The sequence below is a fragment of the Pseudomonas sp. TE12508 genome (genome assembly GCF_056279485.1).
The window spans coordinates 38,597-63,232 of sequence record NZ_JBWCCN010000014.1 but is presented as its reverse complement, the minus strand read 5'-3'; the positions used below and the strand labels follow the sequence as shown (position 1 = coordinate 63,232).

At 60.7% G+C, this 24,636-nt stretch carries 20 protein-coding genes; 13 read left to right on the top strand and 7 right to left on the bottom strand.

Features of this window, described 5'->3' with window-relative positions:
* Positions 1 to 141: 141 nt before the first annotated feature.
* From exaC to ACZ9IM_RS19520, 7 genes are all read left to right on the top strand, one after another.
* Positions 142 to 1,662 (top strand): acetaldehyde dehydrogenase ExaC, encoded by a 1,521-nt coding sequence (exaC, locus tag ACZ9IM_RS19550; protein ID WP_123359747.1) that lies wholly within the window; start codon positions 142 to 144, stop codon positions 1,660 to 1,662.
* Between the two features lie 300 nt (positions 1,663 to 1,962).
* Complete coding sequence (gene pqqA, locus ACZ9IM_RS19545) at positions 1,963 to 2,034, top strand: pyrroloquinoline quinone precursor peptide PqqA (protein ID WP_010455123.1); 72 nt, start codon at positions 1,963 to 1,965, stop codon at positions 2,032 to 2,034.
* A gap of 54 nt (positions 2,035 to 2,088) precedes the next feature.
* The gene (pqqB, locus tag ACZ9IM_RS19540; RefSeq protein WP_476224742.1) at positions 2,089 to 3,003 is read left to right on the top strand and encodes a pyrroloquinoline quinone biosynthesis protein PqqB; all 915 of its coding nucleotides are present in this window, start codon (positions 2,089 to 2,091) and stop codon (positions 3,001 to 3,003) included.
* Between the two features lie 154 nt (positions 3,004 to 3,157).
* The gene (gene pqqC, locus ACZ9IM_RS19535) at positions 3,158 to 3,910 is read left to right on the top strand and encodes a pyrroloquinoline-quinone synthase PqqC (protein ID WP_427623614.1); all 753 of its coding nucleotides are present in this window, start codon (positions 3,158 to 3,160) and stop codon (positions 3,908 to 3,910) included.
* Positions 3,907 to 5,040, top strand: coding sequence for a pyrroloquinoline quinone biosynthesis protein PqqE (pqqE, locus tag ACZ9IM_RS19530; protein ID WP_476224741.1), 1,134 nt, complete (start codon positions 3,907 to 3,909; stop codon positions 5,038 to 5,040). The genes pqqC and pqqE overlap by 4 nt, the downstream gene beginning before the upstream one ends.
* A gap of 298 nt (positions 5,041 to 5,338) precedes the next feature.
* On the top strand, positions 5,339 to 6,502 hold the full coding sequence (gene ercA / locus ACZ9IM_RS19525; protein ID WP_008071266.1) for an alcohol dehydrogenase-like regulatory protein ErcA: 1,164 nt from the start codon (positions 5,339 to 5,341) through the stop codon (positions 6,500 to 6,502).
* The gene (locus ACZ9IM_RS19520) at positions 6,486 to 8,171 is read left to right on the top strand and encodes a PAS domain-containing hybrid sensor histidine kinase/response regulator (RefSeq protein ID WP_476224740.1); all 1,686 of its coding nucleotides are present in this window, start codon (positions 6,486 to 6,488) and stop codon (positions 8,169 to 8,171) included. The genes ercA and ACZ9IM_RS19520 overlap by 17 nt, the downstream gene beginning before the upstream one ends.
* Here ACZ9IM_RS19520 and ACZ9IM_RS19515 read toward each other — a convergent pair.
* The 4 genes from ACZ9IM_RS19515 to ACZ9IM_RS19500 form a co-directional block, all read right to left on the bottom strand.
* A complete protein-coding gene (locus tag ACZ9IM_RS19515) occupies positions 8,156 to 9,031 on the bottom strand; it encodes an aldose 1-epimerase (RefSeq protein WP_427626265.1) in 876 nt (291 codons plus the stop codon). The two genes, ACZ9IM_RS19520 and ACZ9IM_RS19515, sit on opposite strands and share 16 nt — an antisense overlap.
* A 279-nt stretch (positions 9,032 to 9,310) precedes the next feature.
* Positions 9,311 to 10,204 (bottom strand): SMP-30/gluconolactonase/LRE family protein, encoded by an 894-nt coding sequence (locus ACZ9IM_RS19510; protein WP_476224739.1) that lies wholly within the window; start codon positions 10,202 to 10,204, stop codon positions 9,311 to 9,313.
* 45 nt (positions 10,205 to 10,249) lie between these two features.
* The gene (locus ACZ9IM_RS19505; protein WP_192343627.1) at positions 10,250 to 11,062 is read right to left on the bottom strand and encodes an NAD-dependent epimerase/dehydratase family protein; all 813 of its coding nucleotides are present in this window, start codon (positions 11,060 to 11,062) and stop codon (positions 10,250 to 10,252) included.
* Between the two features lie 201 nt (positions 11,063 to 11,263).
* Positions 11,264 to 12,556 (bottom strand): OprD family porin, encoded by a 1,293-nt coding sequence (locus ACZ9IM_RS19500; RefSeq protein WP_476224738.1) that lies wholly within the window; start codon positions 12,554 to 12,556, stop codon positions 11,264 to 11,266.
* Positions 12,557 to 12,894: 338 nt separating this feature from the next.
* Between ACZ9IM_RS19500 and ACZ9IM_RS19495 the strand changes: the two genes are divergently transcribed.
* The gene (locus tag ACZ9IM_RS19495; RefSeq protein WP_007899508.1) at positions 12,895 to 13,515 is read left to right on the top strand and encodes a TetR/AcrR family transcriptional regulator; all 621 of its coding nucleotides are present in this window, start codon (positions 12,895 to 12,897) and stop codon (positions 13,513 to 13,515) included.
* Between the two features lie 112 nt (positions 13,516 to 13,627).
* On the opposite strand, the gene preA is transcribed toward ACZ9IM_RS19495, so the two are convergent.
* From preA to hydA, 3 genes are all read right to left on the bottom strand, one after another.
* Positions 13,628 to 14,902 (bottom strand): NAD-dependent dihydropyrimidine dehydrogenase subunit PreA, encoded by a 1,275-nt coding sequence (gene preA, locus ACZ9IM_RS19490; protein WP_476224737.1) that lies wholly within the window; start codon positions 14,900 to 14,902, stop codon positions 13,628 to 13,630.
* The gene (locus tag ACZ9IM_RS19485) at positions 14,903 to 16,270 is read right to left on the bottom strand and encodes an NAD(P)-dependent oxidoreductase (protein ID WP_476224736.1); all 1,368 of its coding nucleotides are present in this window, start codon (positions 16,268 to 16,270) and stop codon (positions 14,903 to 14,905) included.
* Positions 16,271 to 16,430: 160 nt separating this feature from the next.
* A complete protein-coding gene (gene hydA / locus ACZ9IM_RS19480) occupies positions 16,431 to 17,870 on the bottom strand; it encodes a dihydropyrimidinase (protein WP_476224735.1) in 1,440 nt (479 codons plus the stop codon).
* Between the two features lie 622 nt (positions 17,871 to 18,492).
* Between hydA and ACZ9IM_RS19475 the strand changes: the two genes are divergently transcribed.
* The 5 genes from ACZ9IM_RS19475 (at position 18,493) to ACZ9IM_RS19455 (ending at position 24,629) form a co-directional block, all read left to right on the top strand.
* Positions 18,493 to 19,977 carry an NCS1 family nucleobase:cation symporter-1 gene (locus ACZ9IM_RS19475; RefSeq protein WP_476224734.1) on the top strand — a complete coding sequence of 495 codons (1,485 nt, stop codon included), beginning with the start codon at positions 18,493 to 18,495 and terminating at the stop codon, positions 19,975 to 19,977.
* Between the two features lie 167 nt (positions 19,978 to 20,144).
* Complete coding sequence (locus tag ACZ9IM_RS19470) at positions 20,145 to 21,428, top strand: Zn-dependent hydrolase (protein WP_454186063.1); 1,284 nt, start codon at positions 20,145 to 20,147, stop codon at positions 21,426 to 21,428.
* A gap of 160 nt (positions 21,429 to 21,588) precedes the next feature.
* Positions 21,589 to 22,023 carry a carboxymuconolactone decarboxylase family protein gene (locus tag ACZ9IM_RS19465; protein WP_063343432.1) on the top strand — a complete coding sequence of 145 codons (435 nt, stop codon included), beginning with the start codon at positions 21,589 to 21,591 and terminating at the stop codon, positions 22,021 to 22,023.
* Between the two features lie 3 nt (positions 22,024 to 22,026).
* Positions 22,027 to 22,920: an RNA polymerase sigma factor SigJ gene (gene sigJ / locus ACZ9IM_RS19460; protein ID WP_476224733.1), complete on the top strand. Its 894-nt coding sequence runs from the start codon at positions 22,027 to 22,029 to the stop codon at positions 22,918 to 22,920.
* A gap of 212 nt (positions 22,921 to 23,132) precedes the next feature.
* Positions 23,133 to 24,629: a helix-turn-helix transcriptional regulator gene (locus tag ACZ9IM_RS19455; protein ID WP_476224732.1), complete on the top strand. Its 1,497-nt coding sequence runs from the start codon at positions 23,133 to 23,135 to the stop codon at positions 24,627 to 24,629.
* The last annotated feature ends 7 nt before the right edge of the window (positions 24,630 to 24,636 follow it).

Here is a 24,636-nt window from a genome sequence, read left to right as displayed (position 1 = left end):
CGCGGAGCGTGGGAACGATCACCTACTACCAAATAACGAGAATCCCCCTGCCAACGGCGCATTCGTCTGACAGGCGGGGCTCTCTACTATCGGTTCATCGCCTGTTGGCCTGACAGGCATCGACCCAGACAGAGGTCCACCATGATCTACGCACAACCCGGAACACCCGGCGCCGTCGTTTCCTTCAAACCGCGCTACGGCAATTTCATCGGCGGCGAATTCGTTGCCCCAATCAACGGCGAGTACTTCACCAACACCTCACCGGTCACCGGCGAAGTGATCGCCGAGTTCCCGCGCTCCAGCGCTGCCGACATCGAAAAAGCCCTCGACGCCGCCCATGCCGCCGCCGATGCCTGGGGCAAAACCTCGGCGCAGGATCGCTCGCTGGTGCTGCTGAAAATCGCCGACCGCATCGAGCAGAACCTGGAAATCCTCGCCGTCACCGAAACCTGGGACAACGGCAAGGCCGTGCGCGAAACCCTTAACGCCGACGTACCTTTGGCTGCCGACCACTTCCGTTATTTCGCCGGTTGCATCCGCGCTCAGGAAGGCGGTGCCGCCGAGATCAACGAACTGACCACCGCCTATCATTTCCACGAACCGCTGGGCGTGGTCGGGCAGATCATCCCGTGGAACTTCCCGCTGCTGATGGCCGCCTGGAAACTTGCTCCGGCCCTGGCGGCGGGCAACTGCATCGTGCTCAAACCTGCCGAACAAACGCCGCTGTCGATCATGGTCTTCGCCGAGCTGATCGCCGATTTGCTGCCGGCGGGCGTGCTGAACATCGTCCAGGGTTTCGGTCGCGAAGCCGGTGAGGCGCTGGCCACCAGCAAGCGCATCGCCAAGATCGCCTTTACCGGTTCCACCCCGGTGGGCGCGCACATCATGCATTGCGCCGCCGAGAACATCATTCCAAGCACCGTTGAACTGGGCGGCAAGTCGCCGAACATTTTCTTCGAAGACATCATGAACGCCGAGCCGCAGTTCATCGAGAAAGCCGCCGAAGGCCTGGTGCTGGCGTTCTTCAACCAGGGCGAAGTGTGCACCTGTCCGTCCCGGGCGCTGGTGCAGGAATCGATCTACGAGCCGTTCATGGCCGAGGTGATGAAGAAGATCGTCAAGATCAAGCGCGGCAACCCGCTGGACACCGAAACCATGGTTGGCGCCCAAGCGTCCGAGCAGCAATACGACAAGATCCTCTCGTACCTGAAGATCGCTCAGGAGGAGGGTGCCGAACTGCTCACCGGCGGTGCGGCCGAGCGTCTTGAAGGCGACTTGTCGAGCGGCTATTACATCCAGCCGACCCTGCTCAAGGGCCACAACAAAATGCGTGTGTTCCAGGAAGAAATCTTCGGCCCGGTGGTGGGTATCACCACCTTCAAGGACGAAGCCGAAGCCCTGGCGATTGCCAACGACAGCGAGTTCGGCCTCGGTGCCGGCCTGTGGACCCGCGACATCAACCGCGCCTACCGCATGGGCCGGGCGATCAAGGCCGGGCGCGTCTGGACCAACTGCTACCACCTGTACCCGGCCCACGCCGCGTTCGGTGGCTACAAGAAATCCGGTGTCGGCCGTGAGAACCACAAGATGATGCTCGACCATTACCAACAGACCAAAAACCTGCTGGTGAGCTACGACATCAATCCGCTGGGGTTCTTCTAACTCGCAAGAACACCACAACCCCAATGTGGAAGCGGGCTTGTGTGGCGAGGGGGCTTGCCCCCGTTGGACTGCGTAGCAGTCCCGGAACTTCTGGTTTTGGGGCCGCTCCGCGACCCAACGGGGGCAAGCCCCCTCGCCACATAAGCCCGCTCCCACAGGGTTATGGGTGTACTTGAAGACTTTGCCCCACCCCCTACCAACGCACCCCACCCACTCCTTCGAAAGTAGCATTCGGTCATCTCATCCCCCGTGCATTAATGGTCTTACCGGAATCGTCCGGCACAAGAAGAGGATTGACCCATGTGGAATAAACCCGCGTTTACCGATCTGCGTATTGGCTTCGAAGTGACGATGTATTTCGCCAACCGTTGATTGATCGCCCGGTCAGCCGTCGCGTTGGCCGGGCCTGCCTTCTGGAGCCATCCCATGCACATCCGTGTTCTCGGTTCCGCCGCCGGCGGTGGTTTTCCGCAATGGAACTGCAACTGCCGTCAATGCGCCGCTATGCGCAACGGCAACCTGCGCGCGCAACGTCGCACGCAGTCGTCCATTGCCCTGAGTGACGACGGTGTGGAGTGGGTGCTCTGCAATGCTTCACCGGATATTCGCGCGCAACTCGAAAGCTTTCCGGCGATGCAACCGGCCCGACGCTTGCGTGACACGGCGATTGCCGGTGTCGTCCTGCTGGACAGTCAGATCGACCATTGCACCGGCTTGTTGAGCCTGCGCGAAGGCTGCCCGCATTCGGTCTGGTGCACCGAGCGGGTTCACGAAGACCTGAGCAGCGGCTTTCCCTTGTTCACCATGCTCAAACACTGGAACGGTGGCTTGCAGTGGCAACCCATCGGGCTGGATCGCGAGCCGTTCCGCATCGCGGGCTGCCCACAGCTGCAATTTCGCGCGATTCCGTTGGTCAGCAACGCACCGCCGTATTCACCCAACCGTGGCAACCCGCAACCGGGCGACACCATTGGCCTGTTCATCGAAGACCTGCGCAGCGGGGCATCGGTTTTCTATGCCCCGGGGCTGGGGCAGGTCGATGCCGAGGTGTTGAGCTGGATGCAGCGCGCCGACTGCCTGCTGCTGGACGGCACGCTGTGGCGCGACGATGAAATGCGCGTGTGCGAAGTCGGCCAGAGCCTGGGCAGCGAAATGGGCCACCTGCCGCAAAGCGGCCCTGGCGGCATGCTCGACGTGCTGGAGGGCTTTAGCCGTCAGCGCAAGGTGCTGATCCACATCAACAACACCAACCCGATCCTCGATGAAGACTCGGCCGAGCGCGCGTTGCTGGAACGGCGCGGGATTGAAGTGGCTTATGACGGCATGAGTATTGAGCTGTAGCGGATGGCCCCATCGCGAGCAGGCTCGCTCCCACAATGGACCTGCTTTGTGCAGAAAATCGGCTAAGACCCGGACTCCTGTGGGAGCGAGCCTGCTCGCGATGAGGCCCGACCAGACACCGCAGAACCGAACGGTTATTCCCCGGAGAACCGCAATGACTGACACCCCCATGACCCCCACCCAATTCGAAGCAGCCCTGCGCGCCAAAGGCGCCTATTACCACATCCACCACCCATTCCACCAAGCCATGTACGCCGGGCGCGCCACCCGCGAGCAGATCCAAGGCTGGGTCGCCAACCGCTTCTACTACCAGGTGAACATTCCCCTGAAGGACGCGGCGATCCTCGCCAACTGCCCGGACCGCGACGTGCGCCGGGAGTGGCTGCAACGGATCCTCGACCATGACGGCGTCCCCGGCAGTGAAGGCGGCATCGAAGCGTGGCTACGATTGGGCGAAGCCGTGGGGCTGGATCGCGAACAAATTCTTTCGCAAGAGCGGGTGCTGCCGGGCGTGCGTTTCGCCGTGGACGCCTACGTCAATTTCGCCCGTCGCGCTTGCTGGCAAGAAGCGGCCAGCAGCTCGCTGACCGAACTGTTCGCGCCACAGATTCACCAGTCCCGGCTCGACGCCTGGCCCACCCATTACCCATGGATCGACCCGGCCGGCTACGACTATTTCCGTACACGTCTGAGCCAGGCGCGGCGTGATGTCGAGCATGGTTTGCGCATCACCCTGGCGCACTACGTGACGGTCGAAGGCCAGCAACGCATGCTGGAGATTCTGCAGTTCAAGCTCGATGTGCTGTGGAGCATGCTCGATGCGATGAGCATGGCCTATGAGCTGGATCGCCCGCCGTATCACACCGTCACCACCGAGCGGGTCTGGCACCGGGGGATCATCTTGTGAGCCTGATCGAACAGCAACCCGGCCCGCCACTGTGGTTGCTGGCGGAGCTGACCTATCGCTGCCCGTTGCAATGCCCGTATTGCTCCAACCCGCTGGACTTTGCCCAACAGGGTGAGGAATTGAGCACAGAAGAATGGATTCGGGTGTTCCGCGAGGCGCGGGAGATGGGCGCTGCGCAACTGGGTTTTTCCGGTGGCGAGCCGTTGGTGCGCCAAGACCTGGCCGAGTTGATCAAGGCCGCGCGGGACATGGGTTACTACACCAACCTGATCACCTCGGGTATCGGCCTGACCGAACAGAAGGTCCGCGACTTCAAAGTCGCCGGGCTGGACCACATCCAGATCAGCTTTCAAGCCGCCGACGAACAGGTGAACAATCTGCTCGCCGGCTCGCGCAAGGCCTTCGCCCAGAAACTGGCCATGGCCCGTGCGGTGAAAGCCCAGGGCTACCCGATGGTGCTGAACTTCGTCACCCATCGGCACAACATCGATCAGATCGCGCAGATCATCGAACTGTGCCTGGAGCTGGAGGCGGATTTCGTCGAGTTGGCGACGTGCCAGTTCTACGGTTGGGCCGAACTCAACCGCGTCGGCCTGTTGCCGACCCGCGAACAGTTGCAGCGCGCCGAGCGCATCACCAATGAGTACCGCCAGCGGCTTCAGGCCGAGGGCCACCCGTGCAAGCTGATTTTCGTCACCCCGGATTACTACGAAGAACGCCCCAAGACCTGCATGAATGGCTGGGCCAACCTGTTTCTCGACATCACCCCGGACGGCACGGCATTGCCTTGTCATAGCGCCCGCCAGTTGCCGGTGCAGTTTCCCAACGTGCGCGAGCACAGCATCGCGCACATCTGGAACGACTCCTTCGGCTTCAACCGTTTTCGCGGCGATGACTGGATGAAAGAGCCGTGCCGTTCCTGCGATGAAAAGCACAAGGACCTCGGCGGCTGCCGCTGCCAGGCGTTCATGCTCACGGGTGATGCGAGTAACGCGGATCCGGTGTGCAGCAAGTCGCCGCACCACGACGTTATTCTCAAGGCCCGGGACGAAGCCGACGCGCCGGGGCAGGGGATGGAGCACCTGACGTTGCGCAACGAGAAAGCCTCGCGGCTGATTTATCGTGGATGAATCGTGAGCTGACACAAATCCCCTGTGGGAGCGGGCTTATGTGGCGAGGGGGCTTGCCCCCGTTCGGCTGCGAAGCAGTCGCAATCCAGACAACTCGTATGCCGGAAAAATTATAGGGGCCGCTCCGCGACCCAACGGGGGCAAGCCCCCTCGCCACATAAGCCCGCTCCCACAGTTGATCTCCAGTGGATACAAATCCGAGTACACCGCGGCTCGCTATCCATTGGTCTGATTGCATTCGCAGCCGGATGCTTTAGTGTGGTCTTTACCTTTCAAAACAATAAAAACAGGCTTTCCAATGAGCCAGAATCTCAGCCAGCTGCGTAAATTCGTTTCGCCTGAAATCATCTTCGGTGCCGGCTGTCGGCACAACGTCGGTAACTACGCCAAGACCTTCGGCGCCCGCAAAGTGCTGGTGGTCAGCGACCCCGGGGTGATTGCCGCCGGTTGGGTCGCCGATGTCGAGGCCAGTCTGCAAGCCCAGGGCATCGATTTCTTTTTGTATAGCGACGTTTCGCCCAACCCGCGGATCGAAGAAGTCATGCTCGGCGCCGAGCTGTACCGGGAGAATCACTGCGATGTGATCGTGGCGATCGGTGGCGGCAGCCCGATGGATTGCGGCAAGGGCATCGGCATTGTCGTCGCCCACGGGCGCAACATCCTCGAATTCGAGGGCGTGGACATGTTGCGCATGCCCAGCCCGCCGCTGATCCTGATCCCGACCACCGCCGGCACGTCGGCCGATGTGTCGCAGTTCGTGATCATCTCCAATCAGCAAGAACGCATGAAATTCTCCATCGTCAGCAAGGCCGCAGTGCCGGACGTGTCGCTGATCGACCCGGAAACCACCCTGAGCATGGACCCGTTCCTGTCGGCCTGTACCGGCATCGACGCGTTGGTCCATGCCATTGAAGCCTTTGTCTCCACCGGTCACGGGCCGCTCACCGACCCTCATGCGCTGGAGGCGATGCGGCTGATCAACGGCAATCTGGTGCAAATGATCGCCAACCCCAGCGACATCGCCCTGCGCGAGAAAATCATGCTCGGCAGCATGCAGGCCGGTCTGGCGTTCTCCAACGCGATCCTTGGCGCGGTGCATGCCATGTCCCACAGCCTCGGTGGCTTTCTCGATCTGCCTCATGGTTTGTGCAATGCGGTGTTGGTGGAACACGTGGTGGCGTTCAACTACAGCTCGGCGCCGGAGCGCTTCAAGGTGATCGCCGAGACCTTCGGTATTGATTGCCGTGGCCTCAATCACCGGCAGATTTGCGGGCGGCTGGTCGAACACCTGATCGCCCTCAAGCACGCCATCGGCTTCCACGAAACCCTGGGCCTGCACGGGGTGAGTACGGCGGACATTCCGTTCCTGTCGCAACACGCCATGCACGACCCGTGCATCCTTACCAACCCGCGCGAATCCAGTCAGCGCGACGTCGAGGTCGTCTATGGCGAAGCCCTCTGACGAGCAACAACGGGCGCTGGCCGGGTTACTCGGCTTAGGCAACCACTCGGCGCGCAAGAGTCATTACCCGGAACTGGCCGCGCGCCTGGATGAACTGGAAACCGAACGCAACCGCTACAAATGGCTGTTCGAAAACGCGGTACACGGGATCTTCCAGGCCAGCCTGCTGGAGGGCATGCGCGCCGCCAACCCGGCGCTGGCGCGGATGCTCGGCTATCAAAACCCCCAGGAGGTGCTGTTTACCCTGACGGACCTGGCGGGCACGCTGTTCGTCGGCGGGGCGCAAGAGCTGGAAAGCATCGGCGAAATCCTCCAGCGCGAGCGCAGCCTGCTGGGCTATGAAACTCAGCTGCGGCGCAAGGACGGCAGTGTCCTCGACGTGTTGATGAACCTGCTGCTCAAACCGGATCAGGAAGGCTTGGTGGAGGGCTTTGTTGCCGACATCACCGAGCGAAAACTCGCTCAGCAGCGCCTGCAACAACTCAATGACGAACTGGAGCAGCGGGTCACCGCGCGCACCAACGAGTTGATGGACGCCGCCGAAGCCTTGCGCGATGCCCGTGACGCCGCCGAAGCCGCCAATCGCAGCAAGGACAAATACCTCGCCGCCGCCAGTCACGACTTGCTGCAACCGCTCAACGCCGCGCGTTTGCTGATCTCGACCTTGCGCGAGCGCAAATTGCCCGACGTCGAGCAGGTGCTGGTGGAGCGCACGCATCAGGCGCTGGAAGGGGCGGAAGATTTGCTCACCGATCTGCTGGATATTTCCCGGCTCGATCAGGCCGCGGTGAAGCCGGATATTGCCCTGTACCGCCTCGACGAATTGCTCGCGCCACTGGTCTCGGAGTTTCAGTCGGTGGCTGCGGCAGCCGGGTTGAACCTGCGGGTCCACATGGGCGATTACGCCATTCATACCGACTTGCGCTTGATGACGCGGATTTTGCGCAACTTCCTCAGCAATGCCTGCCGCTACACCGACGAAGGCTGCATTCTGCTGGGGGCAAGACGCCGGGGCGATGCGCTGCGTATCGAAGTCTGGGACACCGGGCGCGGAATCCCGGCGGATCGTCTTGATTCGATCTTCCTCGAGTTCAACCAACTGGACGTCGGGCGCGCCGCCGATCGCAAGGGCGTGGGCCTGGGACTGGCGATTGTCGAACGCATCGCCAAGATCCTCGACTACAGGATTCAGGTGCATTCGCGGCCGGGGCGCGGTTCGATGTTCAGCATCGAAGTGCCGATTTCCCATGAGATTCCACTGCCAATCAGTCAGGCCGCGCCGCAACCAAGTACCGGTAACCCGTTGCCGGGCCGGCGGCTGTTGGTGCTGGATAACGAAGTCAGCATTCTTGAAAGCATGAGCGCGCTGCTTGGGCAGTGGGGCTGCGAGGTGGTCATCGCCACCGACGAGGCCACCGCGCTGGTGGCATTGCAGGGACAGGCGCCGGAATTGATTCTGGCGGATTATCACCTGGATCACGGCGTGGTGGGCTGTGAAGTGGTTCGGCATTTGCGCGAGCATTTCAGCCAGGCGATTCCAGCGGTGATCATCACCGCCGACCGCACCGACCAGTGTCGGCGCTCACTGCAGCGACTCGACGCACCGCTGCTGAACAAACCGGTGAAACCCGGCAAGTTGCGCGCGGTGCTGACTCAGCTGTTGGCGTAGCGGTAGCGCAGGCTGAAACCGAGCCCGGCAGATTGCCCTTGCTCCAGCAAACGCAACCCTGGCCGGCCCGGCAAGTGATGGGCGTTGACCGGATGGCTCACCGGTTCGATACAGAAAAACTCCAGGCCCACGGGGCAGTAGAGCAGGTAGTAGGCGCTACCGGTGGCTTGGCATTCCAGTTCATAACCTAAGTCGGGTTGCTGGATCAGGCAGTGGCCGTCCCATTCGCAAAAGCCGTTGTCCACCAGTGTTTTGGGTAATGCCCGGGGCTGGCTGAAGTCCCATTCCTCAGGAATCGAACTGAGTTGTGTCGGCAGTTTTGCGCTGTCGCACAACCAGACCTCTCGCGCCTGCGTCTGCAACCGAGTGCCTGCGGTGCGCGGGAAATAGGGGTGTAAACCGAGCCCATGCCAGGCGGCGTGTTCAGCCAGATGGGTGACCTGCAAATCGATGCTCAACTTGCCCTCACTCAGATGGAAACGTTGCCTTGCGCGATAAGCGAAGGGTGCGGTGCTGTCGAGTTGCAGGACGATTTCATCGCGGGTGTGCGAGACGATCTGCCACGGCTGTTGCCAGGCACTGCCATGGATCGGCAGCGGATCGGTGAGGCTGTTGGGCGTCAGCGCAAGCCAGCCATCCGGGCAGTCGAAACCGCCTTTGTCGATGCGGTTCGACCATGGCGCCAGGGGATAACAGGCGAGTTTGCCGGGCAGGCCGGTGTTCAAGGCGTGCTGGTCGCTATGGCGCAACAGCGGCTGGCCGGTGCTGCGCACAGTCCAGTTGACAATGCTCGCACCGAGTTCGGGGGCGAGGGTGAGGCGGGTGAGTTCGTCTTCGAGTTCGAGGATTGTGGGTGTCATGGCGATCTTTATTGGCTGCATGAGGTTTTTTGTGGCGAGGGAGCTTGCTCCCGTTCGGCTGCGAAGCAGTCGTAAATCCAGGTAACTCGGTCCTTCTGGAAGATTGCTGGGGCCCGCTGCGCGAGCCAACGGGAGCAAGCTCCCTCGCCACAGGGAGACTTGCCAGCCGTTGTTACAACACCAAATGCGGCAACCACAACGACATGCGTTTGAAGTCCATGGGGTGTGTCTCCAGTCTTGTTATTGTTTTTATTCAAGGCACAGCGATGCAGCAGAGGGTTACAGCAATTCGTTGAACACCGGTTCCGGCAAGCCTTTGACGCCGGGGTTGAGGGCAAACACGCCGCCGGCCAGCGACTGTTCGTCATGGTCGTCAGCGGGGCGGATCGAGGTCACAAACAGGGTATCGAGCTGGCTGCCACCGAAGGCGCACATGGTCGGTTTCTTTACCGGCACGGGGAGCGAACGATCCAGTCGGCCATCGGGGGTGAAACGGTGAATCAGCCCGGCGTCGTTGGCGCAGATCCAGTAGCACCCTTCGGCATCCACTGCCGCGCCATCGGGGCGACCAAGGAAGTGATGCATGTCGACGAACAGCCGACGGTTGGATGGCGTGCCGTTGTCGATGTCGTAATCGAAGGCCCAGATCTGCTGCACGTCGGGGTGCGAATCCGAGAGGTACATGGTCTTGCCGTCCGGGCTGAAACCCAGGCCATTGGGTACGATGAAACCGCTGAGCCGGGCGTCGAGCGGCCCGGGTTGTCCGGCGCTGTAGCGATAGAGCGTGCCGTCGGCGGCGTTGGCGCCCATGTTCAGCACCATGCTGCCGGCCCAGAAACGGCCCTGACGATCACAGCGGCCATCGTTCAGGCGCATGTCGGGGCGGGCGTGATCGACGTGGGCCAGCAGTTCGCTGTCGAGGTGGCCATCGTTGTGTGGGTGCAGGTGAAAGAATCCGCTTTCCATGCCGGCGACCCAGCCACCCGCGCTGTGACGAGCGATGCAGGCGAGCATTTGCGGGGCTTTCCAGGCGTGAACGTGCCCGCTGTCGGCATTCCAGCGCTGTAATCCACCGGTCGGAATATCGACCCAGTACAGGGCGTTTTCCTCGGGGACCCACACCGGGCTTTCACCGACCGCATTGCGGGCATCGACAATCAATTCGGCTTGCATGGCAACGCATTCCCTTGGCTTTGTTATGTGGGGATTGGCGAGGGCTCAGTCGCCGAACGGACCAACCGCGACAAAGGCACCACCCTGATAAACCCGGGCCGGATCATCCTCGGCGGGCATTGGTTGGGCTTCGACTTTTTCGCGGAAGACTTCAGACGTGTCCTGTGGCGCATAACCCAGGTGTGCGGCGAAACGGTTGTCCCACCAGACGCTCTTGTTGTCGGACATGCCGTACACCACGGTATGGCCGACATTCGGGGTGTACAACGCGCGTTCGAGCAGTTGGGTCATGTCGTCGAAGCTCAGCCAGGTGCTCATCATTCGGCGGTTCTGTGGTTCCGGGAACGAGGAGCCGATGCGGATGCTGACGGTTTCGATGCCATAGCGATCGAAGTAGAAACTGGCCATGTCTTCGCCGTAGGACTTGGACAAGCCGTAATAGCTGTCCGGGCGGCGAGGGGAGTGGGCGTCGAGGGTTTTGTCCTGCTTGTAAAAGCCGATGACGTGGTTGGAACTGGCGAAAATCACCCGCTTCACACCGTGGCGGCGGGCCGCTTCGTAGATATGGAACACGCCGCAGATGTTGGCACCGAGGATCTCTTCGAACGGACGCTCAACCGACACGCCGCCGAAGTGCAGGATCGCGTCCACGCCTTCGACCAGTTGATGCACCGCTTGCTTGTCGGCGAGGTCGCACGGCACGACTTCTTCGCGATCATCAATGGCTGGCGCCATGTCGGCGATGTCCGACAGACGGAGTACGTTGGCGTAAGGTCGCAGGCGTTCGCGCAAGACTTTGCCGAGGCCACCGGCGGCGCCGGTCAAGAGCAGGCGATTGAATGGGGATGTGGTCGTCATGTAAATCCCTGAACAGTAAATTGTCGTTATTGGGTTGTTGTAGGTTGTCGTATGACTTGGTCGAAGTATTGTTAGGCTTTCCGGTGCTTGTCAACGCGACTTTGATTGAAATTGACGGAGGGTCATGTTCATTCATCCCTCATGAATGTGCCGAACCCGCTCCCACATGGGATTTATGCCAACCTGCAAAAGTGCCGCGTCTTACAACAACGAAATCGGGTAACTGATAAAGATGCGGTTTTCATCAAATTCATTGGTGCTGAAATCGCGGCGGATGGTCGCGTTGCGCCATTTGACGTTGAGGCTCTTCAGCGCGCCGCTTTGCACGGTGTAGGCCAGTTCCGATTCGCGGCCCCATTCCTTGCCATCGGTGATCGCTCCGGTGTGCACGTTATCGCCGCTGATGTAGCGGTTCATCAGCGTCAGGCCGGGGATGCCGAGGGCGACGAAGTTGTAGTCGTGACGCACCTGCCAGGAGCGTTCCTTGGCGTTGTCATAGCTGGCGTTGTAGCTGTCGTTGGCCAGCGTGCCGCCGCTGGTGCCGTTGACGCGCATCCAGGCGCTGTCGCCGCTGAGTTTTTGCAGGCCGACATAGAAGGTGTTGCCGCCGTATTTGGCCGAGAGCAGGGCGAACGCGGTTTTGTTATCGAGGTCGCCGGCCAGGGCGTTGCCGTCTTCCTTGCCGATGAAGTAACCGAGGTTGGCACCCAGGGTCCAGTCACCCATGAGCTGGCTATGGCTCAGGTTGAAATACTGCTGCTGATAAATGTCGCTGAGTTCCGCGTACCAGACGCCGACCTGAGTGCGCTTTTCATTGAACGCATACTCGCCGCCGCCAAAGTTGAAGCGATCGGAGGTGAACGCGCCTCTGCCGTTCATCGACATGTCTTCCATGCTCGCGTCATTGCGCGGGCTGTTGCCGCGGAACTGGCCGCCGTAGAGCGTCAGGCCGCTGACTTCGGTGGAGGTGACCTGGCCGCCGCGAAAGGTTTGCGGCAGCGAGCGACCATCATCGGAGCGCAGGATCGGCAGCACCGGCATCCATTCCCCGACCTTCAATTCGGTTTTCGACACCTTGGCTTTCAGCGCCACACCCAGACGGCCGAAATTGTCGGCGGGGCGGCCGTCATCATGGATCGGCAGCAATTGCGTGCCGCCCGTGCCCTTACCGCCGTCGAGTTTCTGCGAATACATACCGAGCACGTCCACGCCGAAACCGACGGGGCCTTGGGTGAACCCGGATTTGGCGTCGAGGATGAAGTTTTGCGTCCACTCTTCAGCCTTGCCTTGGGCATTGTTCGGGTTGGTGAAGTTGCGATTGATATAGGCGTTACGCAGGTTCAGCGTGGCCTTGGCGTCATCGATGAAACCTTCGGCCTGGCTGGTCATGGGCAGGACGAAGGCCAGGCTGCTGCAACCGATCAGGCTGAGGGTATGGCGACGGACGAAGGGGCGAGGGGTGTCGGCGAAGGAATGGCGGGCGAGTCTGCTCACGATAACGTTCCCTTGGTTTTTGTTATTTTTATTTTTTGTTATACGTCGTCGTACAACATTGGCGGCGATTATTTGCGAGGCTTTAAGGGGATGTCAATCACAAGTTATACGATGACTTGTCGAAGACCACCTTCAATGGGACGCGACCGGTTATGGCTGGGGATGGGTAAACGCAGACCTCTGTGGGAGCGAGACAGTTCGCGATGGCGGTCTGTCAGCCGACATCAATGTTGACTGTCACCGATCCGCAAGACCACCGTACGAAGTTTCGTTTTCCCCTGTCGCCCCGATCCAGAGCGGATGCTAGTCTTGACCAACGCTGTTGTCAGGGAGCCCTCATGGGCAATCACAAGATCGAGATTCGTCGCAGTAACGTCGAAAAGATTCTGCTGGGGGCCGAAAAAGTCTTCGCCGAAAAAGGTTTCGGCAGCACCGCCATGGCCGACATCGCCGCCGAAGTGCAACTGCCGCGTTCCAATCTGCATTATTACTTCAGCACCAAGAGCGAGTTGTACAGCGCGGTGCTCCTGGGTTTGCTGGAGGTCTGGAAGCAGGACGCCTTGTGCTTCGAGATGTTCGATGACCCGCGAGTGGTGCTCAGCAGCTACATCCGCGCCAAGATGAACCATTCCCGCAGCCGGCCGTACGGCTCGAAAGTCTGGGCCAACGAAATCATCCACGGTGCGCCGACACTGGGTGAGAAACTCGACGCCAGCCTGTACGACTGGGCCAAGATGAAAGAAGCGAAAATTCGCCAGTGGGTGGAGGACAAACGCATCCTGCCGGTGGAGCCTTCCAGCCTGCTGTACATGATCTGGGCCTCGACCCAGCACTACGCCGACTTCGATCACCAGGTGAATATTCTTAATGATCACCAGCCGCTGTCGGACATGCAGTTCGAGCGGGCGGTGCAGACGGTGACAAGCGTGATATTGCGTGGGATTGGGTTGGAACCGTAACCCGATCGTTCCCACGCTCTGCGTGGGAACGCCTCAATGGACGCTCTGCGTCCGCTCTTGGGACGCGGAGCGTCCCGGGCTGCATTCCCACGCGGAGCATGGGAACGATCGGTTAGACAGTGATGTGGTACGGATTCCTCGGATCATGATTCCAGTCCAGGAACGGCTTGCCGGTATCCATCGGCACCATCTCGATGCAATCCTGCACCGGACACGTGATCTGACACAGATTGCACCCCACACACTCATCATCGATCACTTCATATTTATGCGTCCCGTCCGCCTGCTTAAGGCTGGCAATCGCCTGGTGCGAGGTATCTTCGCAAGCGATGTGGCAGCGACCGCAACCGATACATGCCTCCTGATCAATCTTCGCAATCACCTGGTAGTTGATGTCCAGGTACTTCCAGTCCGTGGTATTGCCCACCGCACGCCCGGAAAATTCTGACACGCTTGCGTAGCCCTGACTGTCCATCCAGCGTGACAAACCGTCCTTCATCTCCTCGACAATCCGGAAACCATGCAGCATCGCCGCCGTGCACACCTGTACTGAGCCGCTGCCCAGGGCAATGAATTCTGCCGCATCGCGCCAACTGCCGATGCCGCCAATGCCAGAGATCGGCAAACCTTGGGTCTGAGGGTCGCGGGCGATCTCGGCGACCATGTTCAGCGCGATCGGCTTCACCGCCGAGCCGCAATAACCACCATGGGTGCTTTGGCTGCCCACGGCGGGGTTAGCGACCATGCGTTCCAGATTGACGCTGGTGATCGAGTTGATCGTGTTGATCAACGACACCGCATCGGCCCCGCCCCGGTAAGCGGCACGGGCCGCGACGCGGATGTCGGTGATGTTCGGCGTGAGCTTGACGATCACCGGCAGCGAGCAATACGTCTTGCACCAGCGGGTGACCTGCTCGACATACTCCGGCACTTGGCCGACCGCCGCGCCCATACCCCGTTCCGGCATGCCGTGGGGGCAGCCGAAATTCAGTTCGATGCCATCGGCCCCGGTCGCCTCCACCAGCGGCAGGATGTTTTTCCATGACTCTTCGACGCAGGGCACCATCAGCGACACGATCAGCGCGCGATCCGGCCAGTCCTTTTTGACCTGGGTGATTTCCCGCAGGTTGATCTCCAGCGAACGGTCGGTGATCAGCTCGATGTTGTTAAAACCAAGCACCTCCCGATTAGCCCCGAAGTGCGCCGAGTAGCGTGATGACACGTTGACCGCCGCCGGGTCTTCACCCAGGGTTTTCCAGACCACGCCGCCCCAGCCGGCCTCGAATGCGCGAACCACGTTGTAGGCTTTATCGGTCGGCGGCGCAGAGGCCAGCCAGAACGGATTGGGGGATTTGATGCCGGCGAAGACAATCGAGAGATCGGCCATTTACGCAGCCTCCACGTTGAGCATGAGTTGAGCGTTGATGGCCTCGGCGGCCAGCTTGCCGTGCTGCACCGCCTGCACGGTGAGGTCCTGATCGAGGCTGGTGCAATCGCCGCCGGCATACACGCCGGGAATGCTGGTACGCAGCTGTTCGTCGACGAGGATGCGGTCGCCCTGACGCTTGAGTTCACGGGCCAGCGGATCGGCGAGGGCGCTGTTGTCGAAGGTTTGGCCGATGGCTTTGAAGATCGCGTCGGCGGCCAGTTCGAAGGTTTCGCCGGTGGTTTGCAGACGACCTTCCACCAACCGGGTGCGGGCGAAGCGCATGCCGCGCACCTGGCCCTTATCGTCGAGCAGCACCTCTTGCGGTTGCGCCCAGGTCAGCAGCCGCACCTGATTGGCCTTGGCTATGTCTTGTTCGTGGTCGGTGGCGCCCATGTCCTCGACGCCACGGCGGTACACCAGATTCACGTCGCGAGCGCCGAGACGGGCCATTTGCACGGCCATGTCGATGGCGGTGTTGCCGGCACCGAGGACAATGCAGTGCTCGGCCAGTGGCAATTGCGTCAGGTCATCGGCCTGGCGCAATTCGCGGATGTACTCGGTGGCGGCGAGCAGGCCGGGGGCATCCTCATGGGTTAGCCCCAGCTGTTTGCTGGCGGCCAGACCAAGGCCGAGGAACACCGCATCGAATTGCTGATGCAGTTCGCTGAGGGTCAGGTTGTCGCCGAGTTTCTGCCCGTGGCGAATCTCGATCCCGCCAATCCCCATCAGGAATTCAAGCTCCTTCTGCGCGTAATCGTCCACCAGTTTGTACTTGGCTATCCCGTATTCGTTGAGGCCGCCAGCCTTTTCCCGCGCCTCGAAAATCACCACGTCATGGCCGTGCATGGCGCTGCGGTGCGCACACGACAAACCCGCCGGGCCGGCACCGACCACGGCGATGCGCTTGCCGGTCGAGGCGGCACGCTGGAACGGGTGTTCGCTGAAATGGGCATTGTCCACGGCATAGCGTTGCAACAGGCCGATCAGCACCGGCGCGCATTCCTGGGCGTTGTTGCGCACGCAGGCCTGCTGGCAAAGAATCTCCGTCGGGCAGACCCGAGCGCAACTGCCGCCGAGGATATTCGCCGAGAGGATTTTCTGCGCGGCGCCCTGAACGTTCTCCTGATGGATATTGCGGATGAACGATGGAATATCGATGTCGCTCGGACAGGCATTCACACACGGCGCGTCGTAGCAATACAGGCAGCGCGAGGCTTCCAGATGGGCCTGACGGTCGTTGAGTGGCGGCGCCAGATCGGTGAAATGGCCGGCGAGGGTGGCCGCGTCCTCATGGGGATGCGGGAGATGGTTCAGGGTCTTGATCACGGTGTTGGCCTCACGGTTATTTGAGGTATTGCCTCTGGTGGGCTGATCGTTCCCATGCTCTGCGTGGGAATGCCTCAAGGGACGCTCCGCGTTCCAATGGGACGCAGAGCGTCCCGGGCTGCATTACCACGCAGAGCGTGGGAACGATCGTGGGTACGGCTCAGCGTTTCACTGCCGTCGGCTTATTCAACTCAGCCCGCTTGCTCAGCAAATCAAACACCGCCGGATACGCCGGCCGTTCGACATACCGACCGGCACCACGCTCGGCCCGCAAATCACCATCGGCCCACACCACTCGGCCCTGGCTGACGGTGTGGCTCGGCACGCCGCGCACGGTCTTGCCTTCAAAGATGTTGAAGTCGACTTGCTGGTGATGAGTCTTGGCTGAAATCGTCCGCGTCCCTTCCGGATCCCAGAGCACCAGATCCGCATCGGCGCCCACTCGAATCGCACCCTTGCGCGGATAGAGGTTGAAGATTTTCGCGGTGTTGGTGGAAGTGAGGGCAACGAAGTGCTGCATCGACAAGCGCCCGGTGTTCACCCCCTCATCCCAGAGCACCGCCATGCGGTCTTCGATACCCGCGGTGCCGTTGGGGATTTTGCTGAAGTCGTCACGGCCGGCGGCTTTTTGCTCGGCGCAGAAGCAGCAATGGTCAGTGGCGGTGGTGTGCAGGTTGCCCGCTTGCAGGCCATACCAAAGGGCTTCCTGATGGCCACGAGGACGGAAGGGCGGGCTCATCACGTAACCGGCGGCGGTCTGCCAGTCCGGGTGTTGGTAAACACTGTCGTCCAATAGCAGATGCCCGGCCAGCACTTCGCCGTAGACCTGTTGGCCTTTGCTGCGGGCGTAGGTGATTTCGTCGAGGGCTTCCTTGGTCGAGACGTGGACAAGGTACAGCGGCGTGCCGAGGGTTTCGGCGATGCGGATCGCCCGGCTCGCGGCTTCACCTTCCACCTGCGAAGGCCGCGACAGCGGGTGCGCTTCCGGCCCGGTCATGCCCTGGGCCATCAATTTGCGTTGCAGGTGATAGACCAGCTCGCCGTTTTCCGCATGCACGGTCGGCACCGCGCCCAACTCCAGGCAGCGCTCGAAACTCGCTACCAAGGTGTCGTCGGCGGCCATGATCGCGTTTTTGTACGCCATGAAATGCTTGAAGCTGTTGACCCCATGCTGGCTGACCAACTCGGCCATTTCCTCGCGGACCTGCTCGCTCCACCAGGTGATGGCGACGTGGAAACCGTAGTCCGACGCCGACTTCTCCGCCCAGCCGCGCCATTGATGAAACGCCTCCATCAACGATTGCTGCGGGTTGGGAATCACGAAGTCGATGATCGAGGTGGTGCCGCCGGCAAGCCCTGCCGCGGTGCCGCTGAAGAAGTCTTCGCTGGCCACCGTGCCCATGAAGGGCAACTGCATATGAGTGTGCGGGTCGATGCCGCCGGGCATCAGGTATTGGCCGCTGCCATCGAGCACTTCGGCATCGGTGGGAACATCGAGGTTTTCACCGATGGCTTTGATCACGCCGTCGGCGCAATAGACGTCGGCGCGATAACTTTCATCATGGGTAACAACGGTGGCGCCACGGATCAACAGAGACATTCCGAGTTCCTCGCAGGCATTGACCGACTGATGCCGGTTCTAAATGTTTTATATGAAGCAGACGCCAATCGGTGTATTCCTGTCAGCGCTGTCAAGAATAGACGCTAGCTGCAGTTTGTGGATTGAGCAAGAATATTTTTTATAAGCTTATTACTTATTTAACTGATTGATAAATAACTATAAAAACTGAAAATCACCAAAATGGTGAGGCCTCTCACCATTTTGACGCACTTGACAGGTTCGAAATATGGTCAAGATTTTCTATGTGAAATCAGCCGCTTGTGGATGGTCTATGGTTGAGGCGCAGTATTGAAAAAAAGATCGACGCACCAGATTGAGTCCTGACTGTTCGGACAACTTGCCTGACATTCGGCCTGAGTGGCATGGCAATTCACCGCGGATTCAATAGTTGGATAAATAAAGCTGATTAACATCAGTTGGTTAGCGAAATTTTATGGCACTGCCCGATGCGCTAGCGGGGCACCCGGCACGTTTATTGATGCCGCCGCTGACACCTTGGCCGGTCCATGAAAGTTGTCAGTTTCTCCGGCCATCGTCCGGCTCGCGCACCTCGCGCCAGCCTCTGATGAGCAAAAATAATCAAAAGAACAGTGGAGCGGCCATGCAACAGATCAGATCGCAAGTGACCGAGCGCGACGGCTTGTTTGAGCTCGAAGCCGGCAGCGACGTGCTTGACAGTCCCCGTTACAACCACGACATGGCACCGACCAAGGTGCGCGAACGAACCTGGAACAAATGGCACATCACTGCGCTGTGGGTCGGCATGGCGATCTGCGTGCCGACCTACACCCTCGGCGGCGTGCTCACCGCCTATTTCGGCCTGACCGTGGGCGAAGCGCTGCTGGCGATTCTGTTCGCCAACATCATCGTGCTGATCCCGCTGACCCTGAACGCATTTCCCGGCACCAAGTACGGCATTCCGTTTCCGGTGTTGCTGCGCTCATCATTCGGCATCCTCGGTTCCAACATTCCGTGTCTGATTCGTGCCCTGGTGGCGTGCGGCTGGTTCGGCATCCAGACCATGTTCGGCGGGCTGGCGATTCACCTGTTTCTCGGTTCGGTGTTCGATGACTGGAAAGCCCTCGGCGGTACCGGCGAAGTGATCGGCTTCATGGTGTTCTGGGCCTTGAACCTGTGGGTGGTGATTCGCGGCGCGGACTCGATCAAATGGCTGGAAACCCTTTCGGCGCCGTTGTTGGTGCTGGTGGGCGTGGGGCTGCTGGTGTGGGCGATGCCGAACGTGTCGATGACCGAGCTGCTGGCGATCCCGGCCAAGCGTCCGGAAGGGGCCAGCGTGGTCAGTTACTTTGCCGCCGGGCTGACCGCCATGGTCGGTTTCTGGGCCACCTTGTCGCTGAACATTCCGGACTTCAGCCGCTATGCGAAAAGCCAGAAGGATCAGATCGTCGGGCAGATCATCGGCTTGCCCTTGACCATGTTCCTGTTCGCCTCCCTCGGTGTGGTGATGACGGCTGCTTCGGTAAAACTGGTGGGCGTCACTGTCTCTGATCCGGTCACGTTGATCGGCCATATCCAGAGCCCGGTCTGGGTCGCCCTGGCCATGGCGCTGATCATCATCGCCACGTTGTCGACCAACACCGCGGCCAACATTGTTTCGCCGACCAACGATTTCCAGAACGTCGCGCCCAAGGTCATCAACCGCACCAAAGCGGTGATGCTCACGGGTTTGGTCGGGTTGGCGCTGATGGCCCATGAATTGTTGAAAAAACTGGGGCTGATCGTTTCGGATTTGAGCCTGGAGACGGTGTATTCCAACTGGTTGCTGGGCTATTCAAGCCTGCTGGGCCCGATCGCCGGGATCATGGTGGTGGACTATTTCCTGATCAAGAAACAGCAACTGGACCTGGCGGGCCTCTACCGTGATGACGTTTACCCGGCGTGGAACTGGTTCGGTTTTATCGCGTTCGGCGTGCCGGTGGCGTTGACGCTGCTGTCGCTGGGCAGCGATGCGTTCAGCTGGTTCTACAGCTACGGCTGGTTCACTGGCTCGGCCCTTGGTGGGCTGATTTATTACGGGTTGAGTGTGATGCGGCCTAGTCCTACTGCCGTGAAATCGGCGGTGTGAGGGATGGCCCCTTCGCGAGCAAGCCCGCTCCCACATGATCGTTCCCACGCTCTGCGTGGGAATGCAGCCCGGGACGCTCCGCGTCCCAGAAGCGGACGCAGAGCGTCCATGGATGAATTCCCACGCAGAGCGTGGGAACTATCAGAAGAAGAACTGAGGAGATCACCATGAACGCTGCCATAGACGTTCTGCAGTCCACCCATCAGCACATCAACCGCGACCGTCTGTGGCAGTCGCTTATGGACCTGGCCAAACTCGGTGCCACGGTCAAGGGCGGCGTCTGCCGGCTGGCCCTGACCGACCTCGACCGCCAGGCCCGGGACATCTTCGTGAACTGGTGCGAAGAAGCCGGCTGCACCGTCAGCATCGACGCTGTCGGCAACATCTTCGCCCGCCGTCCGGGGCGCAACCCGAACCTGCCGCCGGTGATGACCGGCAGCCACATCGACACTCAACCCACCGGTGGCAAGTTCGATGGCTGCTTCGGCGTGCTGGCCGGGGTCGAAGTCTTGCGCACCCTCAATGACCTGAAGGTGGAAACCGAAGCGCCGCTGGAAGTGGTGGTCTGGACCAACGAAGAAGGCTCGCGCTTCGCCCCGTGCATGATGGGCTCCGGCGTGTTCGCGGAAAAATTCACCCTCGAAGAAACCCTGGCCAAGGTCGATGCCGAGGGCGTGACCGTTGGCGAAGCCCTGAACGCCATCGGCTATGCCGGGCCGCGCAAGGTCAGCGGCCATGCCGTCGGCGCGTATTTCGAAGCGCACATCGAGCAAGGCCCGATTCTTGAGGATGAGCGCAAGACCATCGGCGTGGTGATGGGCGCCCTCGGGCAGAAATGGTTCGACCTGAAACTGCGCGGCGTCGAAGCCCACGCCGGCCCGACGCCGATGCATCTGCGCAAGGACGCTCTGGTCGGCGCCTCGGTGATCGTCGGCGCGGTCAATCGCGCCGCCCTCGGCCATCAGCCCCATGCGTGCGGCACCGTCGGCTGCCTGCAAGCCTACCCCGGCTCGCGCAACGTGATTCCTGGCGAAGTGCGCATGACCCTGGACTTCCGTCATCTGGAGCCGGCGCGACTCGATTCAATGATCGCCGAAGTCCGTGAGGTCATCGAAACCACCTGCGAGGAACACGGCCTGACGTTCGAACTGACCCCCACCGCCGACTTCCCGCCGCTGTACTTCGACAAGGGCTGCGTCGAAGCGGTACGCGGCGCGGCGCAAGGGTTGGGGCTGTCGCACATGGACATCGTCAGCGGGGCAGGGCATGACGCGATCTTCCTCGCCGAACTCGGCCCGGCGGGGATGATCTTCGTGCCTTGCGAAGGCGGTATCAGCCACAACGAAATCGAAAACGCTGCACCGGATGACCTGGCTGCCGGGTGTGCGGTGTTGTTGCGGGCGATGTTGGCGGCGTCGGATGCGATTGCCAGCGGTGAATTGGCGGCTTGAAGATCAAAAGATCGCAGGCTTCGGCAGCGCCCACAGGCGCGTAGGAGCTGCCGAAGGCTGCGATCTTTTGCTTCTACGCGTTAAAAAAACGTCCCCCACGTCACAAACCCGAATCCTCAATCGTCATCCTGTTGAACCCCTTAAATAGCGGAGCAACACGATGTCGTCCAACACCCAACCGGTCAATCTGCTGCAATCCATCCCTCAGGTTTTCGAAAGCCTGACCCAGGTCCATGTCACCCTCGACAGCCATGACCTGGACCCGACCCTCAAACACCTGCTGCACCTGCGTGCCTCGCAGATTAACCAATGCGGTTTCTGCGTGAAGATGCACACTCGCGAGGCGCGGGAGGCCAATGAAACCAACGAGCGTCTGGACCGCCTGATCGTCTGGCGCCATGTCAGCGATTTCAGCGCCGCCGAACGCGCCGCCCTGGCCTGGACCGAAGCCCTGACCGTACTCGATGAAAAGACCGATTACGCCAGCCTGCGCGGCGACTTGCGCGAGCATTTCAACGATGCTCAGATCGGTGCCTTGACGGCCGAGATCGGCATGATCAACCTGTGGAACCGTTTGCAGGTGTCGAGGCACTGATCGATGAACTCCGCTGAAAACACCGCCGCTGTATTCGAGCAGCGCCGGCCCTTTTTGCTCGGTCTGGCGTATCGCATTCTCGGCTCGCGCACCGAAGCCGAGGATGTGGTGCAAGAGTTGTTCATCAAGTGGCTGGAGGCCGACCGGGCCTCCATCGCCACGCCGGCCGCCTGGCTCACCACGGCCTGCACCCGGCACTGCATTGACCTGCTGCGCTCGGCGCACACATCACGGGTCGACTACATCGGCACCTGGCTGCCGGAGCCGATTCACACCACCCATCAGCATTCACCCGAACACATGCATGAACTGGCCTCGTCATTGTCCACCGCGTTCCTGCTCTTGCTGGAACGGCTGACTCCAAAGGAACGCGCCGCGTACCTGCTCTACGAAATTTTCGACATGGATTACGCGCAAGTCGCCGAGGCGATCGGGGTCCAGGAAGCGGCTTGCCGCAAACTGGTGTCCCGGGCCAAGGCCGGTCTGGGTAACGGGCAAATCCGCTATCAACCGGAGCCGGCGCGTCAGGACCAATTGCTGAGCGCCTTCCACAGCGCCATCGCCAGCGGCTCAACCGCATCCCTGACCACGCTGCTGGCCGAAGACGTCGAACTCTGCGCCGACGGCGGCGGCAAGGCCTCGGCCATCCGCGAAACCTTGTCTGGCATTACCAGCGTGCTGGATTTCATTGGTCAGTCGTTGCATGTCTATTGGCATACTTGCGAATGGCTGCCCAGCGAAATCAATGGGGCACAAGGCGTGATCATCAAGGCAGATGGGGTCATTACTGCGTCGATGACGTTTGGTTTTGATGAAGCGGGGCGGGTGAGCCGGATTTTTATCATGCGCAATCCGGATAAGCTGGCGGGGCTGGATGCATCGTTGCAAGTGCAATAGTTGATCGTTCCCACGCTCTGCGTGGGAATGCAGCCCGGGACGCTCCGCGTCCCTTTCGAGAGCTGGAACGCGGAGCGTCCCTAGAGGCATTCCCACGCGGAGCGTGGGAACGATCAGCCCGGCGGATGAGTCCTCAGCACTATCCCAATCCCCCGCGGTCGTAATCTTCACAGGGCGGCGCATGAATGCGCCGCCGTACGCGTGGAGATCCAATGAGCCAGGACGTCCTGACCACCGAAACCAATCGCCGCCAGTTGCAGCAGATCATCGCCGGCCTGTCCGACGGGGTGATTCTGCTGGAACTCGACCAGACGATCCTCTGGGCCAATGACGCCGCTCTGACCATGCACGGCGTCAGTCGGATCGGTGAGCTGGGGGCCAATGCCAAGGAGTACGCGAAGCGGTTTGCCTTGCGTTATCGCAACAATCACCCGGTGGCGACGGAGAATTATCCGATCAGCCGTGTTGCCCGCGGCGAGATGTTCAACGATGTACTGGTTGAATTGACACCAGTCGAAAACGACGAGCGCACCTGGGTCCACAGCGTGCGCAGCATGGTGCTGGCCGACCACGCCGGCGAACCGGAGTCGTTGGTGCTGATCATGAATGACGTCACCGAATGGGCCAGCGCCGAGCAGCGTTTCGAAAAGACCTTCAATGCCAACCCGGCCCCGGCGGTGATCTGTCGCCTCAGCGATTTGCGTTACATCAAAGTCAACCAGGGCTTCCTGGAAATGACCGGTTATGCCCGCGATCAGGTGATCGGCGCTTCGACCTATGAGCTGGATGTGCTGGAGCGTGCTGAAAACAAGGACCTGGCCAAGCAGCGTTTGCGTGACGGGGCAACCATTCCGCAGATGCAGGCCGAACTGCAATTGCCCGACGGTGGCAGCAAACAGGTGATCGTTGCCGGGCAACCGCTGGAGCTCAACGACGAAGCTTGCATGCTGTTTTCCTTCGTCGACATGGAACTGCGGCACAAGGCTGAAATAGCCCTGCGCCAGAGTGAGGAACGGTTTGCCAAAGCCTTTCGCCTCACTCCGGTGCCGATCCTGGTGTGCAGCGCCGACGATCAAGTGGTGATGGACGTTAACGAAGCGTTTCTCGATACCCTCGCGTGCCCCAGTGAAGAGGTGCTCGGCAAGACCGTGGCGCAACTCGGTTTCATCGATGACGCAGGCGCTCGCACGCGACTGTTTGCGGCCCTGGAGAAAACCGGGAGCGTGGATCGCGTCGATGTCAGGGTACGCCGCAAGGATGCCGGGCTGATCGATTGCGCCGTCTCGGCGGACACCGTGAACATTCAGGGTGGCACTTGCTACCTGCTGGTGTTGATGGACATTACGGAGCGCAAACGCACTGAGCTGGAGCTGGTGTCAGCCATTGAAGAGGTGATGAAAGATGCCTCCTGGTTCAGCCGCACGCTGATCGAAAAACTCGCCAACGTGAAGAACGTCAATTCACCGCAGTTGCCCAATGTGTCGTTCACCGAACTGACCGCGCGAGAGCGCGATGTGCTCGGCTTGATCTGTGAAGGCCTGGCCGACAAGGAAATCGCCGCACGCCTGAAGCTGGCGCCTAATACGGTGCGCAATCATGTTTCGACGGTGTATTCCAAACTCGACGTGCACAGCCGCAGCGAGGCGATTGTATGGGCTCGCGAACGGGGTCTGTTCTCCAGCGAGAGGCGGCCCAAGGGGCAACGTTAAGATGCAA

Coding starts and splice junctions, on each gene's coding strand:
- exaC (WP_123359747.1), top strand. CDS start 142: ATGATCTACGCACAACCCGGAACACCCGGCGCCGTCGTTTCCTTCAAA.
- pqqB (WP_476224742.1), top strand. CDS start 2,089: ATGCACATCCGTGTTCTCGGTTCCGCCGCCGGCGGTGGTTTTCCGCAA.
- pqqC (WP_427623614.1), top strand. CDS start 3,158: ATGACTGACACCCCCATGACCCCCACCCAATTCGAAGCAGCCCTGCGC.
- ercA (WP_008071266.1), top strand. CDS start 5,339: ATGAGCCAGAATCTCAGCCAGCTGCGTAAATTCGTTTCGCCTGAAATC.
- ACZ9IM_RS19520 (WP_476224740.1), top strand. CDS start 6,486: ATGGCGAAGCCCTCTGACGAGCAACAACGGGCGCTGGCCGGGTTACTC.
- ACZ9IM_RS19515 (WP_427626265.1), bottom strand. CDS start 9,031: ATGACACCCACAATCCTCGAACTCGAAGACGAACTCACCCGCCTCACC.
- ACZ9IM_RS19510 (WP_476224739.1), bottom strand. CDS start 10,204: ATGCAAGCCGAATTGATTGTCGATGCCCGCAATGCGGTCGGTGAAAGC.
- ACZ9IM_RS19505 (WP_192343627.1), bottom strand. CDS start 11,062: ATGACGACCACATCCCCATTCAATCGCCTGCTCTTGACCGGCGCCGCC.
- ACZ9IM_RS19495 (WP_007899508.1), top strand. CDS start 12,895: ATGGGCAATCACAAGATCGAGATTCGTCGCAGTAACGTCGAAAAGATT.
- preA (WP_476224737.1), bottom strand. CDS start 14,902: ATGGCCGATCTCTCGATTGTCTTCGCCGGCATCAAATCCCCCAATCCG.
- hydA (WP_476224735.1), bottom strand. CDS start 17,870: ATGTCTCTGTTGATCCGTGGCGCCACCGTTGTTACCCATGATGAAAGT.
- ACZ9IM_RS19475 (WP_476224734.1), top strand. CDS start 18,493: ATGCAACAGATCAGATCGCAAGTGACCGAGCGCGACGGCTTGTTTGAG.
- ACZ9IM_RS19470 (WP_454186063.1), top strand. CDS start 20,145: ATGAACGCTGCCATAGACGTTCTGCAGTCCACCCATCAGCACATCAAC.
- ACZ9IM_RS19465 (WP_063343432.1), top strand. CDS start 21,589: ATGTCGTCCAACACCCAACCGGTCAATCTGCTGCAATCCATCCCTCAG.
- sigJ (WP_476224733.1), top strand. CDS start 22,027: ATGAACTCCGCTGAAAACACCGCCGCTGTATTCGAGCAGCGCCGGCCC.
- ACZ9IM_RS19455 (WP_476224732.1), top strand. CDS start 23,133: ATGAGCCAGGACGTCCTGACCACCGAAACCAATCGCCGCCAGTTGCAG.